This is a genomic window from Micromonospora sp. MGP-C2 (assembly GCF_057766525.1).
On sequence record NZ_JBYMEN010000002.1, the window covers coordinates 1,745,504 to 1,762,915 of the forward strand.

Annotated in this window: 16 protein-coding genes; 11 read left to right on the top strand and 5 right to left on the bottom strand. The window is 69.9% G+C overall.

Going from position 1 to position 17,412, the window contains the following annotated elements; translation table 11 throughout:
• Positions 1 to 14 precede the first annotated feature (14 nt).
• A complete protein-coding gene (locus AC3CF1_RS07750) occupies positions 15 to 749 on the top strand; it encodes a dienelactone hydrolase family protein (RefSeq protein ID WP_354980985.1) in 735 nt (244 codons plus the stop codon).
• 102 nt (positions 750 to 851) lie between these two features.
• On the opposite strand, the gene AC3CF1_RS07755 is transcribed toward AC3CF1_RS07750, so the two are convergent.
• The 3 genes from AC3CF1_RS07755 to AC3CF1_RS07765 all read right to left on the bottom strand — a co-directional run bounded on the left by AC3CF1_RS07755 (position 852) and on the right by AC3CF1_RS07765 (position 1,995).
• Positions 852 to 1,025: a hypothetical protein gene (locus AC3CF1_RS07755; protein ID WP_354980986.1), complete on the bottom strand. Its 174-nt coding sequence runs from the start codon at positions 1,023 to 1,025 to the stop codon at positions 852 to 854.
• A 95-nt stretch (positions 1,026 to 1,120) separates the two neighbouring features.
• Positions 1,121 to 1,597: a hypothetical protein gene (locus AC3CF1_RS07760; protein ID WP_354980987.1), complete on the bottom strand. Its 477-nt coding sequence runs from the start codon at positions 1,595 to 1,597 to the stop codon at positions 1,121 to 1,123.
• Positions 1,594 to 1,995 (bottom strand): DUF6069 family protein, encoded by a 402-nt coding sequence (locus AC3CF1_RS07765; RefSeq protein ID WP_099855141.1) that lies wholly within the window; start codon positions 1,993 to 1,995, stop codon positions 1,594 to 1,596. The genes AC3CF1_RS07760 and AC3CF1_RS07765 overlap by 4 nt, the downstream gene beginning before the upstream one ends.
• A 130-nt stretch (positions 1,996 to 2,125) precedes the next feature.
• Between AC3CF1_RS07765 and AC3CF1_RS07770 the strand changes: the two genes are divergently transcribed.
• Together AC3CF1_RS07770 and AC3CF1_RS07775 are read left to right on the top strand one after the other, a co-directional pair.
• Complete coding sequence (locus AC3CF1_RS07770; protein WP_488449929.1) at positions 2,126 to 3,286, top strand: sensor histidine kinase; 1,161 nt, start codon at positions 2,126 to 2,128, stop codon at positions 3,284 to 3,286.
• Positions 3,265 to 3,936: a response regulator gene (locus AC3CF1_RS07775; protein WP_435794533.1), complete on the top strand. Its 672-nt coding sequence runs from the start codon at positions 3,265 to 3,267 to the stop codon at positions 3,934 to 3,936. Before AC3CF1_RS07770 ends, AC3CF1_RS07775 begins: the two co-directional genes overlap by 22 nt.
• Positions 3,937 to 4,039: 103 nt before the next feature.
• On the opposite strand, the gene AC3CF1_RS07780 is transcribed toward AC3CF1_RS07775, so the two are convergent.
• Entirely contained in the window at positions 4,040 to 4,777 is a 738-nt protein-coding gene (locus AC3CF1_RS07780) for a GntR family transcriptional regulator (RefSeq protein ID WP_488449930.1), read from the bottom strand.
• A gap of 156 nt (positions 4,778 to 4,933) precedes the next feature.
• Between AC3CF1_RS07780 and AC3CF1_RS07785 the strand changes: the two genes are divergently transcribed.
• Genes AC3CF1_RS07785 through AC3CF1_RS07805 form a run of 5 tightly spaced genes read left to right on the top strand, consistent with a single transcriptional unit; the run spans position 4,934 to position 11,611 of the window.
• Positions 4,934 to 6,133, top strand: coding sequence for a CaiB/BaiF CoA transferase family protein (locus AC3CF1_RS07785; protein ID WP_328373264.1), 1,200 nt, complete (start codon positions 4,934 to 4,936; stop codon positions 6,131 to 6,133).
• A gap of 9 nt (positions 6,134 to 6,142) precedes the next feature.
• Positions 6,143 to 8,218 carry a hydantoinase/oxoprolinase family protein gene (locus AC3CF1_RS07790; protein WP_327644749.1) on the top strand — a complete coding sequence of 692 codons (2,076 nt, stop codon included), beginning with the start codon at positions 6,143 to 6,145 and terminating at the stop codon, positions 8,216 to 8,218.
• A 2-nt stretch (positions 8,219 to 8,220) separates the two neighbouring features.
• Positions 8,221 to 10,092, top strand: coding sequence for a hydantoinase B/oxoprolinase family protein (locus AC3CF1_RS07795; RefSeq protein ID WP_488449931.1), 1,872 nt, complete (start codon positions 8,221 to 8,223; stop codon positions 10,090 to 10,092).
• Complete coding sequence (locus AC3CF1_RS07800) at positions 10,089 to 10,715, top strand: isochorismatase family protein (RefSeq protein WP_088949054.1); 627 nt, start codon at positions 10,089 to 10,091, stop codon at positions 10,713 to 10,715. Before AC3CF1_RS07795 ends, AC3CF1_RS07800 begins: the two co-directional genes overlap by 4 nt.
• Entirely contained in the window at positions 10,712 to 11,611 is a 900-nt protein-coding gene (locus AC3CF1_RS07805) for a hydroxymethylglutaryl-CoA lyase (protein WP_210924897.1), read from the top strand. The genes AC3CF1_RS07800 and AC3CF1_RS07805 overlap by 4 nt, the downstream gene beginning before the upstream one ends.
• Positions 11,612 to 11,692: 81 nt before the next feature.
• Here the strand turns inward: AC3CF1_RS07805 and AC3CF1_RS07810 are convergent, their stop codons facing one another.
• Complete coding sequence (locus tag AC3CF1_RS07810; RefSeq protein WP_488449932.1) at positions 11,693 to 13,054, bottom strand: glycoside hydrolase family protein; 1,362 nt, start codon at positions 13,052 to 13,054, stop codon at positions 11,693 to 11,695.
• Between the two features lie 362 nt (positions 13,055 to 13,416).
• Between AC3CF1_RS07810 and AC3CF1_RS07815 the strand changes: the two genes are divergently transcribed.
• From AC3CF1_RS07815 to AC3CF1_RS07825, 3 genes are read left to right on the top strand one after another with little or no spacing between them, the layout of a single operon-like run.
• Positions 13,417 to 14,463 (top strand): LacI family DNA-binding transcriptional regulator, encoded by a 1,047-nt coding sequence (locus tag AC3CF1_RS07815; protein WP_488449933.1) that lies wholly within the window; start codon positions 13,417 to 13,419, stop codon positions 14,461 to 14,463.
• Between the two features lie 39 nt (positions 14,464 to 14,502).
• Positions 14,503 to 16,095, top strand: coding sequence for an FAD-dependent oxidoreductase (locus AC3CF1_RS07820; RefSeq protein ID WP_488449934.1), 1,593 nt, complete (start codon positions 14,503 to 14,505; stop codon positions 16,093 to 16,095).
• Positions 16,096 to 16,120: 25 nt separating this feature from the next.
• On the top strand, positions 16,121 to 17,404 hold the full coding sequence (locus AC3CF1_RS07825) for an ABC transporter substrate-binding protein (protein WP_308159643.1): 1,284 nt from the start codon (positions 16,121 to 16,123) through the stop codon (positions 17,402 to 17,404).
• Positions 17,405 to 17,412: the final 8 nt, after the last annotated feature.

Sequence of the window (17,412 nt, forward strand, 5' to 3'; positions counted from 1 at the left end):
CGACAGGAGAAGTCATGCCCACCAAGACGCTGCACATCCCCACTGCGGACGGCCAGGCCGACGCGTTCGCCGCGCTCCCCGACGCTGGCGGGCGACGCCCAGCAGTGCTGATGTACCCGGACGGCTTCGGCATCCGGCCCGTGCTTCGGCGGATGGCCTGTGAACTGGCCGAGCACGGATACTACGTGCTCGTCCCCAACGTCTTCTATCGGCACGGCCCGGCACCCGTGATCGAGCTTCCCGAACACATCGGAGACGAAGTCCGGCCGGCGATTTTCACTCAACTCATGCCCATGATTGAAACGCACACCGTCGAACGGACCCTGAGCGACGCCGACGCCTATCTCAGGTTCCTCACCACCCAACCCGAGGTCAGTGCCGGACCGGTCGCGGTGACCGGCTACTGCATAGGTGGCCTCATGGCGGTACGCACCGCTGCGGCCCACCCCGGCCAGGTGGCTGCTGTTGCCGGATTCCACGCCCCCGTAGGCGCCGACGGCCCGGACGTCCTCTCCGAGCTCACCGCCCAGCTCCACTTCGGTCACGCCGAGGGCGACATAACCCCTGGGGCCCTCAAGGAGCTCAACGAGATTCTGAATGCCTCGGGCGTCAGCTACACCTCCGAGATCTATCCCGGCACCATCCATGGCTTCACCATGTCCGACACCGACGCATTCAACCCGGCCGCGCTGCAACGCCACTGGGACCGCCTGCTGTTCCTGCTCGGCAACACCCTGCCCACCAGCTGATCGTTCGAGTTGTCCTCCGCGCTGCTGGTGCCGGTCGCCTCCACCAGTTGTGAAGTGCGCCCAGTCCGGGGACGTGGGGAATGCGTCGACGCGCAGACGCATCTACGCCGGCTCGCGCACACCGCCGTCGTCGCCGCCGTCATCCGGCATCGGTTCGACAGGGGCCTGCGGCAGTTCGTCGGGTGTGTCCGGCAGCAGCTCGCCGGCGTCGTCCGGTGCAGGTTCACGCGGGTCGATGGGCGGATACTGTTCGGGGTCGAGGTCCGGTGCAGTCATCCAGCGAGTATCCGTCACAGGCGGGGCTGCCGCTCGTCGGACCGAAGGGCCACGCCCCGCCGAACGTCGGACATGCGAGGCCGGACACACTCGTGTCAACCTGTGGGGCCGCGACCGGCGGTGCTGATGACCGCCATCATGATCAGGGTGCGCTGCCGCCGTCGGGTCAGCAGCGCGAAGCAGGCGGTGAGCGCCACCAGATCCAGCTCGGCCCACTCGCCGGTGACGTCGACGCGGATCGGCCCGCCCGCCCGGCCGGGGAGGCGCACCGCGAGCAGATGCCCGTCGCGGACCAGCTCACCGCCGCAGCGACCGGGCGCCCAGCGCGTCACCCCGCCCGGCCCCGGCACGTGCGACCGGCGCGGGTCGAGCCGCACCGCGGCGCCGTGCTCGGCCCGCGCTGTGACCCCGATGCGCCGGCGGTCGGTCGGCTCGACCGTCCAGAGGCCCGCGTCGGTTCGGATCTCGCCGCATCGCCAGGTCCAGCCGGTGGTACGCAACGAGGCGCGCGGCCCGGCACCGGAGTCGAGGACGAAGGCGCCGTGCTGCTTGCGTACGGTCAGCGCGGTCATCGGTTCAGCCCTTCCCGGCGCGGTCGGGGCAGGCCGAGGATGAGGACGACGCCGACGCTCAGGTGCAGCAGCGCGAGCGCCGCCTTCGCTCCCCCGCCGACGCCGCTCGGCGGCCCGACCAGCAGTGACAGCAGCAGGACCGCGACCGCGACCGAGGTCCACCACACGCGCGCCCGGTTGGTGAGGTGTTCCAGCACCGCGAGTATCGCCCAGCCGAGCAGTGCCGCGACGGCGGCGGCCACCACGACCGCGGCCAACGTGATCTGCCGGGTCGCGTCCGGGGTGCCGGCCGCCAGGTCGACGCCGGCCGCCGAGTGCAGGATCGCGAACTCCGCCGTCGCCACCAGGATCGCACCGGCCGCCACCGCGGCTCGGCGCAGGAAGAGGTTGTTCGTCATGCCCCGAGTCTGTGGACCGGCCCGGGTCGGGCACGTCGGTCCCGACGCCGCGGCGCGTACATCCGTCGGCGACGACGCGTACTACCAAAGGAGGTGGCCCCGCCCTCCGCGAGCCCATTAGCCTGCGCTGGTGGATGCGGCGACGTGCGACGTGGACCCGCCGCGGACGTGGCGATCCGTCCCGGTGGGAGCGGCGACCGTGGCGATGGGCGTGCTCATCGCGACCGTGCTGTGGTCCGCCACCCGCTCCGGGCCGACCGCCCTGGTCCGCGCCGATGTCGCGCTGGCGGTGGCCGCCCTGGCCCTCGTCCCGGTGGTCGTCCGCCGCCCGGAGGTCGCTGGCGTGCTGGCGGGCCTGCTGGTGGCACTGTCGCCGGTGGCCACCCCGGTGGCGAGCTTCGCGGTGCTGTTCACCGCCCGCAACCGGCCGTTCCGGCAGGCCGTGGTGGTGGCGGCGGTCGGTGTGGCGGGCGAGGCGGTGCAGGCGGTGTGGCGGCCGATACCCAGCCTGCCGTACGGGTGGCGGCTGGTGCTGATGACGGCCGCGTACGCTGCCCTGCTGGGTTGGGGCACCTGGGCGCGGGCTCGACATGCCCTGCTGGCGGCACTGCGGGACCGGGCCTGGCGGGCGGAGCAGGAGCAGGAACGCCGGGTCGTCGAGGCCCGGGCCGCCGAGCGCGGCCGGATCGCGCGGGAGATGCACGACGTGCTGGCCCACCGGCTGTCGCTGCTGGCAGCGGCCGCTGGCGCGATGGAGTACCGGCCGGACGCGCCACCCGAGCGGCTCAGCGCCGCCGCCGGGGTTATCCGCGCCAGCGCGCACCACGCCCTCGACGAGCTGCGCGAGGTCATCACGCTGCTGCGCAGTGACGACGCCGAGGCGCCGGGGGACACACCGCCCGGGCAGACCCTCGCCGATCTGCCGCGCCTGGTCGAGGAGGCCCGGGCAGCCGGGCAGCACATCGAGGTCGATGACCCCTTCGGCCCGCCGGTCGAGGTTCCCCCGACGGTCGGCCGCACCGCCTACCGGATCGCGCAGGAGGCGCTGACCAACGCCCGCAAGCACGCCGCCGGGCAGCCGGTCCGACTCGCCCTCGGCGGGGCGCCCGACTCCGGCCTGAGCATCACGGTGAGCAACCCGACCACACCCGACAGCGGTGCCACCGGGCACGACGGCGCGGGCCTCATCGGTCTCGCCGAACGGGCCGCCCTCACCGGTGGCCGCGTCACCCACCACATCGACGCCTCGGGTCGGTTCCACCTCACCGCATGGCTACCGTGGTCGAGGTGACGGGCCTGGTCCGGGTCGTCATCGTCGACGACGACCCTCTGGTACGGGGAATGCTGACGATGATGCTGGACGGCGCTGACGGGATCGTCGTCGTGGGCGAGGCCGCCGACGGCGCTGCGGCGATCACCGCGGTGGACCGGCACATGCCCGACGTGGTGCTGATGGACATCCGGATGCCCGGCGTCAACGGCATCACCGCCACCGAACGCCTGCGCCGCCGCGCCCGGCCGCCAGAGATCATCGTGCTCACCACGTTCGACACCGACGAGCATGTGGTGCGGGCGCTACGGGCCGGGGCCAGCGGCTTCCTACTCAAGGACACCCCGCCGGAGCAGATCAGCCAGGCTGTCCGCGCCGTCGCCGCCGGCAGTCCGATGCTGTCGCCGGGCGTCACGCGCCGTCTCATGCAGCGGGTCGCGGCCGGCGCCGAGTCCTACGAGCACGCGCGTGGCCGGCTGGCCCTGCTCACGCCCCGGGAACGTGACGTCGTACGGGCCATCGCGCAGGGACGCTCCAACGCCGAGATCGCCACCGAGCTGCTGATGAACGTGACCACAGTGAAGGCCCACGTCTCGCACATCCTGACCAAGCTGGACCTCGACAACCGCACCCAGATCGCCCTGCTCGCCCATGACGGCCGGCTCGCCTGAGCAGGAGGTCAGGCCATTGCGCGGACGCGGTCGGGCGCGATGGTGAGCAGAATCCGCGTCTGGTCCCGGCCCATTCGCGCGATCGCTGAACCGGACCCCATGATCAGAGTGGCGGTTGACCTGGGGTTGCGCTGACCTGGTCCGGCAGTTCCGGGCCAGACGCCCGGTCGCCGCCGTCTCGCAGCCGGATGGAATGCCATGCCGCGCGTACGTGGCTGCGCATGACCGACTCCGCCCAGTCGGGGTCGGGCGCGGCCAGGGCCGCCACCAGTTCGTGATGGTGAGCGAGGCTACGGCGCAGCGCGTCCGGGCTGTAGCGGGAGAAGGTACGCCAGACGAGCGGCATCTGGATCACCGATGAGACGACGCCGGCGAGTCTGCTGTTGTCGGACGCCTCAAGGATCATCCGGTGGAACCGGTTGTTCAGCTCGGTGAGCTCGTCCACATCGGTCGGTCGCCCGTCTGGCGCCACCTCGTCCATCCGGTGGGCCAGCGCGTCGAGCGCGTCCACGTCGATGGTGCCCGTGGTCGCCGCCAGTCGACAGCCCCACGGCTCAAGCACGGCCCGCAGGCTGAAGATTTCGTCGAGATCGTGGATGCTCCACGCCTGGACCTGCACGCCACGGTTGCGTTCGTGGCGGACCAGTCCCTCCGCGGTCAGCCGTCTGAGCGCCTCCCGGACAGGCGTGCGACTCACCCCGAACGACCCGGCCAACTCGCCCTCGCGGAGCCACGCGCCGGCCGACCGTTGCCCGGACAGGATCTGTTCCCGGATCAGCCGATAGGCGTCGTCGGCGGCGTGGCCGTTGTCGGCCTCCCGCGGTGGCGTGTGGTCACTCATGATGCTCGGCACCGTAGCAACACGGCAGGTTGTATGCAATCTTCGCGCAGGGCATTGACACCGGAGGAGCGCGGGCCTACTTTCCCAGCACAACCTGCTGTAACGACAGTCACAGACCTGTGAATTGCATGCAAAGAGACGTTGATTGAGGGGTTCATGAGCACTCCACTGCCGCTTGACGACATCCGGGTGATCGAGCTCGGGCAGCTGCTGGCGGGGCCGTTCTGCGGTCAACTCCTGGGTGACTTCGGCGCCGAGGTGATCAAGGTCGAGGACCCGGGTCAGGGCGATCCCATGCGGCAGTGGGGGCGCGAGAAGCCGTACGGCAAGTCGCTCTGGTGGCCGGTGGTGGCGCGGAACAAGAAGTCCGTGACCGCGAACCTGCGGGCCGAGGAGGGGCAGGATCTGGTACGCCAGCTCATCGCGCGGGCGGACGTGTTGATCGAGAACTTCCGGCCCGGCACGTTGGAGCGCTGGGGGTTGGCCCCGGAGCTGCTGTGGGAGATCAACCCCGGCCTGATCGTCACCCGCGTGACCGGCTTCGGGCAGACGGGCCCGTACTCGTCACGTGCCGGATACGGATCGATCGGCGAGGCGATGGGCGGAATTCGGTACGTGACCGGCGACCCCGATCGCCCTCCGGCCCGGGCCGGCGTCTCTCTGGGAGATTCGCTGGCGGCAACGTTCGCCTGCCTGGGCACCCTGGTGGCGCTGCACCAGCGCGGACGCACCGGTCGAGGCCAGGTGGTGGACTCGGCCATCTACGAGGCCGTGCTGGCGATGATGGAGTCGCTCATCCCCGAGTACCAGATCGCCGGCTACCAGCGGGAGCGGACCGGAACGACCCTTCCGAACGTGTCCCCGAGCAACGTCTACCCGACGGCCGACGGCGAGATGGTGCTGATCGCGGCGAACCAGGACACGGTCTTCCGCCGGCTCGCCGAGGCGATGGGGCGGGTGGAGCTGGCCACCGACGAGAAGTACGCCACCCACGGCGCCCGAGGCCGGTGGATGGAGCAGCTGGACGGCCTGGTCGCCGAATGGAGCTCGACGCTGGCGGCCGACGATCTGCTCGAACGGCTGCACGCCCAGGGCGTTCCGGCAGGCCGCATCTTCAGGGCCCGGGACATGCTCGAGGACCCGCACTTCGCCTCGCGGGAGGCGATCGTCCGGCTGACCCACCCCGGTCTCGGGGAGTTCGCCATGCACAACGTCGTGCCCAAGCTCTCTGACAGCCCGGGCCGGGTCCGGCACGTCGGCCCCGAGCTCGGTGAACACAACGAGGACATCTATCGCGGCCTGCTGGGGCTCGGCGACGACGCGATGGCGTCGCTGCGTTCTGCCGGCGTCATCTGAGGAGGAACCATGACCTACCGACTCGGTGTGGACGTGGGGGGAACGTTCACCGACATCCTGCTGATCGACGAGGCGACCGGAGAAACCTACCGGGCCAAGACCTCCTCCACGCCCGAGGACCAGTCCATCGGGGTGCTGCGTGGCATCGAGCGGGCCTGCGAGGCCGCCGGCGTGCCCATGTCGGACATCACTGAGGTGTTCCACGGCACCACGGTCGCCACGAACGCGATCCTCGAGGGCAAGGGCGCCCGGGTTGGGCTGGTCACCACCGACGGCTTCCGGCAGGTGCTCCAGATCGCCCGTTCCTTCGTGCCAGGTGGCCTGGCCGGCTGGATCATCTGGCCGAAGCCGGAGCCGCTGGCGGCGCTGGAGGACACCGTGGAGGTCGTCGGCAGGATCGGCGCCGACGGCGCGGTGGTGACCGAACTCGACGAGGCTGACGTCCGTACGAAGCTGCGCAAGCTCCGCGCGCAGGGCATCGAGGCGTTGAGCGTCAGCCTGATCAACTCTTACGCCAACCCGCAGCACGAGCGCCGGGTGGCCGAGCTGTCCGCAGAGGAGCTTCCGGGCGTACCTGTGTCGCTGTCGTCCTCGGTGTTGCCGGAGCTTCGCGAGTACGAGCGGACCATCACCACCGTCGCGAACGCGGCCGTGCAGCCGCAGGTGGCGCGCTACGTGGCCAACCTCGAGGCGCAGCTGCGCGAGTCCGGGGTGGACGGCCGGCTGTGCATCCTGCGCAGCGACGGTGGTCTGGTCTCCGCGGCCGTCGCCGCGGACAACCCGGTGAACCTGCTGCTGTCCGGCCCTGCCGGCGGGGTTACCGGTGCGACCTGGGTGGCGGAGCAGGCCGGCTACCCGGACTTCCTGACCTTCGACATGGGCGGCACCTCCACCGACGTCGCCCTGGTTCAGGGGCTCACGCCGCGGGTGGGTCGGGAGACCACGGTCGGGGACCTCAAGGTCCGCGCCACCTCCGTCGACGTACGAACCGTGGGTGCCGGCGGCGGTTCCATCGCCCACGTACCGCCGTTGACCCAGGCGCTCCGGGTAGGGCCGCAGTCGGCCGGCGCCGCACCCGGTCCTGCCGCGTACGCGGCGGGCGGTGAGCAACCGACGGTGACCGACGCGAACGTGGTGCTCGGCTACCTGCCCACCGAACTGGCCGGTGGCGAGATCACGCTGGACCGTGCGGCGGCACGAGCGGCGGTGAAGTCGATCGCCGACGCCACCGGGCTGGAGTCGGTCGAGGCCGCCGCCGCGGGCATCATCGACATCGTCAACGAGAACATGTTCGGGGCGTTGCGGCTGGTGTCGGTGCAGCAGGGCTTCGACCCGCGCGACTACGCACTGGTGGCCTTCGGTGGCGCCGGCCCGTTGCACGCCAACGCTCTCGGCAGACTGACCGGGGCCTGGCCGGTGATCATTCCGCCGTCGCCGGGAGTGCTGTGCGCCTACGGCGACGCGACGACCAATCTGCGCGACGAGTCAGTACGGACGTTGGTGCGCCGCTTCAACGAGATGACCGACGAGAGCCTTCGCGGGGTGCTCGCCGAGCTCGCGGACAAGGCGTGCTCCACGCTCAGCGATCAGGGCGTTCCCGAGGATGAGCAGCACGTCGTCTACTCCGCCGATCTGCGCTACCACGGACAGGGTTTCGAGATCCCGGTGGCGGTCGACATCGACGCCTTCGACGGGGCCGGCGGTGGGCTGGCCGCCCTGCGGTCGGCGTTCGACGCCGATCACCAACGACTGTTCTCCTTCGTTCTCGATGCCGAACACGAGCTGGTGACCGTCCGGGCCACCGCTCACGGTCCCCGGCCCCAGGTCGCCGCGCCCGAGCTGGAGCATGGTGACGCGGACCCGAGCCCCGCGATGCGGGCCCACCACCGCATCTGGGTCGAGGGCGCGGAAGTGGAAGCCGGCATCTACGACCGGGCCCTGCTGCGAGCGGGCAACGTCGTACCCGGTCCGGCGATCATCACCGAGATGGACTCCACCACCCTCGTGCTGCCCGGGCACACGGCTGCGGTGCACCCGAGCGGCAGCCTCCTCATCCGCCCCGCCGACACCCACCGGGAGAACTGACCATGGCACGCCTCATCGAGACCGCTACCGGACCGCTTCGCTCCGTGGATGTCGACCTGGTCACCATCGACCTGATCGAGAACGGGCTGCGCAACGCCCGCTACGAGATGGACGAGGTGCTCTTCCGGACCGCGCTGTCGCCGGGGATCCGTGAACAGCACGACGAGTTTCCGCTGATCGCCAACCCGGACGGCAAAATGATGGTGGGACAGTTCGGGCTGTCCATCCCCGACTTCCTGGAGAACTTCGACGGCGACATCGAGGAGGGCGACGTCCTGCTGACGTCGGACCCCTACTCCTGCGGTGCGGCGATCAGCCACGCCAACGACTGGCTCGTGGTGCTGCCCATCTTCTTCGAGGGCCGCATCGTGGGTTGGGCGGCGATGTTCGGGCACATGTCCGACGTCGGCGGCAAGACACCGGCGTCGATGCCAACCGATGCCCGCACCATCTTCGAGGAGGGCGTGGTCATCCCGCCCTTCAAGCTGTACCGCAAGGGCGTGCTCGCCGAGGACCCCCTGCGGATCATCCTCAACCAGGTGCGGAAGCCCGACTGGAACCGCGCCGACCTCAACGGCATCGTCGCGGCGTGCCGGACCGCTTCCCGTCGGGTCCAGGAGATGTGCGCCCGGTTCGGGGTGGACACCTACAACTCCGCGCTCGACCAGCTCCTGGACCGCAACTACCGGGCGATGAAGGTCCTGCTCGGAGCGGTCTTCAAGGAGGGCGAGACCCTGTCGTTCACCGACTACATCTGCGACGACGGCCTCGGCTACGGCCCCTACGAGCTCAAGCTCAGCCTGACCCGCACCGGCGACAAGGTGCTGCTGGACTTCACCGGCAGCAGCCCGCAGGCGCAGGGTCCGATCAACTACTACATCAACGAGAACCTCGTCCGGATGTTCTTCGGCATCTACATGATCACCGTCGCCGACCCGCAGATCCTCTGGAACGACGGCTTCTACCCGCTGGTCGACGTCACGATCCCCGACGACTCGTTCTGGAAGCCCAAGTATCCTGCCGCCCTCAACGCGCGTAACCACGGGATCGGTCGCGTCTTCGACCTGTTCGGCGGCCTGCTCGGTCAGACGAACCCCGGGCTGCTGAATGCGGCCGGCTTCTCGTCATCACCGCACTTCATGTATTCGGGCACCTACGGGCCGGGCGAGCGCAAGGGCGAGTGGTTCCAGCTGTACTCGATCGGATTCGGCGGGGTTCCCGGCCGGCCGGTGGGCGACGGCCCGGACGGCCACTCGCTGTGGCCGTCGTTCGTCAACATCCCGTGCGAGTACCTGGAGTCCTACTATCCGCTGCGGATCGAACGCTGGGAGACCATCGCGGACACCGGTGGTGCCGGGCTCCATCGCGGCGGGAACGGCGTCGACGTGGCCTACCGGTTCCTGGAGGCAGGCACGATAGCGATCCACGACGACCGCTGGCTCACCTATCCCTGGGGGGTCAACGGTGGCGAGCCCGGTGCGCGCGGTCGCAAGTGGCTCGAACGCGCCGACGGCGGCACCGAGATCCTGGGCAGCAAGGTGCACGACGTGCCAGTAGCTCCCGGGGATGTGCTGCACTTCGTCACCTGGGGTGGCGGCGGGTGGGGCGACCCGCTCGCCCGCGACCCGGAACTCGTCGGCCTCGAGGTCCGCCGGGGCCTGGTCAGCCCCACGGGGGCGCGCCGCTTCGGCGTGGTCTGCGACGACGCCGGCACCGTCGACGTGGCGGCCACCGAGGAGGTACGGGCCGAGCTGCGCCAGGGACGTCCGGACCCACTGCCCACGTTCGACATGGGACCGCCGATGGAAACCATCCTGGACCGGTGCCTGGAGGAGACCGGTCTTCCTGCTCCTCGGCCACCTGTCGCCCGATGAGCCCCGTGCCGGACAGCAGCGACAACGGATTCGGGGGCGCGCTCCTGCCCGGCGCCCGTCCCGCGGTGCTCGTCATCGACCTGATGCGGGCCTACTTCGATCCGGCCAGCCCACTGTGCCTGCCGTCCGCAGACTGCCTGCAGTCGGCTGGCCGGGTCATCGCCGCAGCCCGCGACCACCGGGTTCCCGTGCTGCACACCCGCGTCGCGTACGGGCCCGGCGGTGTCGACGGAGGCCTGTTCGTCCGGAAGGTCACCGCCCTTCAGCAGCTCTTCTCCGGCGGTGGCGCGATGGGTGAGCTGATGCCGCAGGTCTCCCCCGCCGAGGACGAACTGGTGCTGGTCAAGCAGTACGCCAGCGCCTTCTTCGGCACGTCGCTGGCCTCCACCCTGCGGGCGGAGCGCATCGACACCGTCGTGCTGGTCGGCGTGAGCACGAGCGGTTGTGTCCGTGCCACGGCGGTGGACGCGATTCAGCACGGCCTCGTCCCGCTGGTGGTCTCCGAAGCGGTGGCGGACCGCGCCCCCGGCCCGCACGAGGCGAGCCTGTACGACCTGCAAGCCAAGTACGCCGAGGTGATCAGTGAGGCCAGGGCCGTTGCGTACCTGTCGGAGGAGCGATGACAGTCATGGTCGACATCGTCGAGGTCTCGCCCCGTGACGGCCTGCAGAACGAGGCGACGCTACTCACCACCGCCGACAAGGTGGAGCTCACCGAGCGGGCGGTACGCGCGGGAGCCCGGCGAGTGGAGGTGACCAGCTTCGTCAACCCCGCCCGCGTTCCGCAGATGGCGGACGCGGACGAGCTGATGGCCGCGCTCCCCCGCCACGACGGCGTCCGATACGCGGGCCTGGTGATGAACCGCCGCGGCCTGGACCGAGCTCTGGCTGCGGGGGTCGACGAGATCAACGTCGTCGTCGTGGCCACGGACACCTTCTGCGGCCGCAACCAGGGCATGACCACCGCCCAAGCCTGTGACACGGCCGCGGTGCTGGTGCAGGCGGCTCGCGAGGCAGGGGTGTTCACGACGGTGACGGTGGGTGCCTCGTTCGGATGCCCGTTCGAAGGCGAGGTCCCGCCGAACCGGCTGCGGGAGGTGCTCGCCCGGGTGCGGGACGTGGGTCCGGACGAACTGGCCCTCGCCGACACCATCGGAGTGGCCGTACCCTCCGACGTCACCGAACGGCTGACGCTCGCCCGGGAGATCACGCAGTCCCGCACACCACTGCGGCTGCACCTGCACGACACTCGGCACACCGGCGTGGCCAACGCGGTCGCGGCAGTCCAGGCGGGCGTCACCACCCTCGACGCCAGCATCGGCGGAACAGGCGGTTGCCCGTTCGCACCTGCGGCGACCGGAAACGTCGCCACCGAGGATCTCGTCTACCTCTTCGACCGGATGGGGCGGCCCACCGGCCTGAATCTGGAGGAACTCACCTCGGCCGTCTCGTGGCTGGAACGGAGGCTCGGGAAGCAACTCCCCGGCGCTCTGCTCCGGGCGGGCGGTTTTCCCGCCTGAGCCCGGCCCGGACGCTGGACCAGCTGTCACACGCCCGCCAGTGCGCCCCACCAGGTGGTGGGGCGCACTGCCGGCGACGACCTACCGGTTGCCGCCCTGGTCGTGTGGGACGGTGACGGTGACGGTGCAGCCGACCGGCCGTCCGATCTCGTCATGGCCGGTGTACGTGAGGTTGTACACCCGGTCCCCCGCGTTGCCGGCTCGTTCGGCCCGTAGCTTGCCGCTCGTGTCCGGCGCGCCAATGGCGAATCCGCTGACGTCCGCGGCGTCACCCCCGCTCACGCTGGCCAGGGTGAACGCGTTCGGGCCGAGCACCCCGTCGTGCAGGTCCACGGTGACGTTGACGTCGACCAGCTTGTGGTTGGGCGGCCACAGGACCGGTCGGTCCGGCACACAATCGAGCTGCCGTACGGGTAGTGGGTTCGCCAGGGTTGCGGTGGCGTGTCCGATGGTCGCGGTGAGCCGGCTGCCTGCTTCGTAGTACATGTGCGCGGTACGCCCGTCGAAGTAGAACGTCGGCGCGGCCGAACGGCCGAGGTCGGGCGCGGCGGACATCGAGTCGTGCACGACGCCGAGGTGGATCTCCTGGTCGAAGTCCTGCCCGACGTCCACCGCGTGCATGTTGCCGTCGGCGGCGTGGTAGATCACCAGGTTGCGGCCATCCCAGCGCAGGAAGAACGGTCCAGAGGCGTTCGGGCCTTCGATGCCCTGCGGAGTCACGATCGGTTCCGGCTGCATGGCCCAGGTCCGCGCGTCGTTGGAGACCGCCCAGCGGATCCGCCGCGACACTGGCCCGGTCGGTCCCGGCAGCGCAGCGGTCGGGTTGTCCATGAAGAGCATCAGGTACCGGGTGCCCAGGCGGGGCACGGACTGCTCGAACACCCGGGCGTACGAGGTCTCGCCGCCGGTCGTGTCGTCCCGGCTGACCGCCGTGCCGCCGTAGCTGAAGTGGATGCCGTCGTCGGAGGTCGCGTACCGGGTGATGGAGTTCTCGCCGTGGAAGTAGAGGAAGAGCTTGCCCTCGCCCTCGATCCACACCGCGTGCGGCGAGGAGATGTGGCTGACCGTCGAGTAGTACGGCAGCCAGGTGTTGCCGATCAGGGGGTTGGCGACGTATTCGGTCCACGGACCGTTGATCGAGTCGGAGTACGCGAGGGCGATCCCGCCGGGACGCTCGTGCGGTGCGTAGTACAGGTAGTAGGTGCCGAGCGGGTTGGGAAAGTAGTCGGCAGCCCGGATGACGCTCGGGAAGATGAACTCGTTCGTCGGGTTGTAGGCGAGGGTGCCCTTGTCGAACGCGGTGCCCTGGTAGGTGAACTGGGGGAAGTCGAGCGCGGCGTCGGCGGCTGCTGGCCGGGCGCCGGCCACGGCGGCGACGAGCAGGCCGGCACTGGCGGCCGCCAGGACAGCACGTCGGGACGACGGGGCGGATGGTCTCGTCATGCGGCTTCCTCTTCGGTCGGTCAGCTCGTCGGCACGAGTGGTGCGGCGTGACGCTGAGTAAGAACACAGGGGACACCGCTCGGTGGACACCTCTGGCATCACCGAGCTAATACGTATTAGCATCTATGTTTCTCGAAATGTTGCGCGCTCGACCGCGTTTCTGTCAAGAGCCGGCTCGCCGCCCTCCCGGTCCGCCCGCCCCACCGCCAACCGATCGGGAACCCGATCGCTAATGCGCATTAGTCCAGGGGGTTCATCTCCACGAAATGTTGCGGACACCCCTTGACACGTGCCGTCCCACCCACCAAGCTCCTTCCCAACGCCGAGGCTAATACGCATTAGCCCCACCGGAAGGACCCGACGTGACCGCTCCCCCTCGACGCGTCACCCAGCGTGACATCGCGCGGATGGCCGGTGTCAGTCAGGCGACCGTGTCGCTGGTGCTCAACAATCGGACCGACGCCGAGGTCCGCATCGCACCGGAGACCCGGGACCGGGTGTTGCGGGTCATCGCCGAGACCGGGTATGCCGCCGACCCCGTGGCCCGCCGCCTCGCCTCGCGGTACAACCGGATCATCGGCGTCTTCACGTACGAGCCCGCGTTCCCCAGCGGCAGCCGGGACTTCTTCCACCCGTTCCTGCTCGGCATCGAGGACTACGCCGAACGGTTCGGCTGCGACCTGCTGCTGTTCACCAGCGCGCCGGTGGTGGACGGCCGGCGACGAATCTTCCACCAGGACAACCGGCTACGTCTGGCCGACGGGTGCATCCTGCTCGGACGCGAGATCGACGGCGCGGAACTGCACCGGCTCAACCGCGATGGATATCCGTACGTCGCCGTCGGGCGCCGGGACGACGCCGGCGGCCCGGTCCCCTACGTCGGCGCCGACTACGCCTCGGCGGTGTCCCAACTCGTCGAGATCGCGCTGCGGCACGGTCACCGCCGCCTGATGTACCTGAATATGGGCACCAACGCGGAATCCTCCGAAGACCGGCGCCGTGGGTTCCGCGCCGCCGCGACGACCGCGGAGAGCGCGGGGCAGATGTCGGCGCTGGCCAGCGAGGCCGACGCCACCATCGACACCCTGCTGGCCGACGGGACCACCGTCGTCTTCGTCGAGGACTTCGCCACGGCGGTCGCGCTGCAGTCGGCAGCCCGTCGGCGCGGCTTGACCGTGCCCGGCGACCTGTCGATCGTGACCCTCGGCGACCCGACGGTCGCGGTCCCCACCGACATCACGTTCACCGGATTCCGCATCCCCCGCGAGGAGATGGGCCGGCAGTCGGTCGAGGTGCTGACGGGCGTCATCGACGGCAGCGCGGACGGCGTCCAGCAGCGACTTCTCCCCTGCGAACTCGTCGAGGGCATCACCCTCGGCACCCCTGATCCGGCGGTTGACCGGCGCTGAGCGGTCGATCGCGCAACTGGAAGGAAAAACGTGGTACTCATGCGTACGGACGTCCTCGTCGTCGGGGGCGGACTGGGCGGCGTCGCCGCGGCGCTCGCCGCGGCCCGGGCCGGCCGGTCCGTCATCCTGACCGAGGAGTTCGACTGGCTCGGCGGGCAGCTCACCAGCCAGGCCGTCCCGGACGAGCACTCCTGGATCGAGCAGTTCGGCGCCACCGCCAGCTACCGGGAACTGCGTAACGGCATTCGCGACTACTACCGTCGTCACTACCCGTTGACCGAACGGTCCCGGGCCTGGACCGACCTCAATCCGGGTGCGGGTTGGGTGAGCCGGCTCTGCCACGAGCCGCGGGTGGCCGTCGCCGTCCTCGAACAGATGCTCGCGCCGCACCTCGGTTCGGGCCGTATTCGGGTGCTCCAGCCGTACCGGCCGGTGGCCGCGGAGACCGACGGGGACCGGGTGACCGGCGTTACCCTCGCGCACCGCGACCGGGACGAGCGGATCGACGTGGTCGCGCCGTACGTCCTGGACGCCACCGAGACCGGCGAGTTGCTGCCGCTGACGGGCACCGAGTACGTCACCGGGTTCGAGTCGCAGGCGGAAACCGGCGAGCCGAGCGCCCCGGCCGAGGCTCAGCCGTTGAACATGCAGGCGGTGTCCGTCTGCTTCGCCCTGGACCACGTCGACGGCGACCACACCATCGACCGTCCCGCGGGGTACGACTTCTGGCGCGACTACAAGCCCGACTTCTGGGGTGACCGGCTGCTGTCCTGGAAGTCACCGCACCCGCGCACGCTGGAGATCGTCGAACGCAGCTTCACCCCCAACCCGGACGACGACCCGTTGAGCGTCAACGCCGACCAACGCCTCAACCCCGGCGACGGCAACCTGTGGACGTTCCGCCGGATCGCCGCGCGGCGCAACTTCACCGACGGCGCGTACGGCAGCGACATCACGCTGGTCAACTGGCCGATGATCGATTACTTCGAGGGACCGGTCATCGACGTCCCGAACGCGTCGTGGCACCTGTCCAAGGCCCGCGAACTGTCGTACTCGGTGCTCTACTGGATGCAGACGGAGGCGCCCCGGCCCGACGGCGGCACCGGCTTCCCGGGCCTGCGGCTACGCGGCGACGTGACCGGCAGCGCGGACGGCCTGGCCCAGGCCCCGTACATCCGCGAGTCCCGCCGGATCCGCGCCGAGTACACAGTGGCCGAGCAGGACCTGTCCCTGGCGGTCCGGGGCGACCACGGCGCGGTCAGCTATCCCGACGCGGTGGGCGTGGGCATGTACCGGATCGACCTGCACCCGTCGACCGGCGGAGACAACTACATCGACGTCGGCTCGTGCCCGTTCGAGATCCCGCTCGGTGCGCTGATCCCGCAGCGGATGGAGAACCTGCTGCCGGCCGGCAAGAACATCGGCACCACGCACATCACCAACGGCAGCTATCGGCTGCACCCCGTCGAGTGGAACGTCGGCGAGGTCGCCGGCCTGCTCGCCGACTTCTGTCTGGCGCAGGGCGAGTCCCCGCGTGCGGTCCGCAACACCCCCCGTCTGCTGGCTGACTTCCAGGACCGCCTCACCGCGGCCGGCGTGGAACAGCGCTGGCCACAGATCGCGGGCTACTGAACACACCCCCGGTAAGGAGAACATTGTGAAAGCAGGAAAGGCCCTGCGCGGCGTCGCCGTCGCACTGGCCGGCACGCTCGCCCTGACCGCCTGCGGTGGCGGTGACGACGCCGACGACAGCGGCCCGGCGACACTGCGGATGACCGTCTGGTCGGCCAACGAGGCGCACCTCAAGTTGTTCAACGAGATCGCCGACGAATACCGCAAGAGCCACCCGGACGTGACCGAGATCAAGTTCGATCCGCTGCCGTTCGACACGTACACCACGACCCTGACCACGCAGATCGCGGGCGGGAACGCACCGGACCTCGCGTGGGTGTTCGAGAATTCGGCCCCCGACTTCGTCACCTCGGGCGCGCTGCTGCCCCTGGACGACACCCTCAAGAAGGCCGAGGGCTACGAGTACGAGGACATCTCCCCCGCCACGCTCAAGCTCTGGCAGGACGACGGCAAGCTGTACGCGTACCCCTTCTCCACCTCGCCGTTCGGGGTGTTCGTCAACAACGACATGGTCAAGAAGGCCGGGCAGAAGACCCCGGCCGAGCTGATCGCGGCCGGCCAGTGGAACTGGGACAACGCCCTGGCAACCGCCGCGGCGGCGGCGGCGGACTCCGGCAAGGCCGGCATGGTCATCCGGGACTTCGACTACAAGGGCTGGGACAACCTGTCCACCTTCTGGACCGGATGGGGCGCCCAGGCGTGGAGCGAGGACGGCAAGTCCTGCGGCTTCAACAGCCCGGAGATGGTCGACGCGATGACCACCCTGCACAAGGCCACCTTCACCCAGAAGGCGCTGCCCGGTCCGGGCACGACCGCCGACTTCTTCGCCGGTGACTCGGCCATGACGGTCACCCAGATCTCTCGCGCCTCGCTGCTGAAGGACGGTGGCTTCGGGTGGGACCTGGTGCCGCTGCCGGCCGGCCCGAAGGGGAACTACGCGGTGGTCGGCCAGGCGGGTGTCGGTGTCATGAAGAAGAGCCCGCACGCCAAGCAGGCGGCCGACTTCCTGGCCTTCTTCACCAACCCCACCAACTCGGCGAAGCTCGCCCAGTTCTTCCCAGCGCCCCGGCAGTCGCAGCTGACCGCCGAGACCCTCGCCAAGACGAACCCGAAGCTCAAGCCGGAGCAGCTGCAGAAGGTCGTCATCGACGGCATCACCAACGGCGTGGTCAAGCCCAGTCACTCCGGCCAGGCCGAGCTGAGCCAGCAGGTCCGCGCCGGGCTCGACCCGCTGTGGCAGCCGAACGCGGACGTCAAGGCCGTACTCGACGGCGTCTGCACCAAGATCCAGCCGCTGCTGGCGAAGTAAGGCAAACG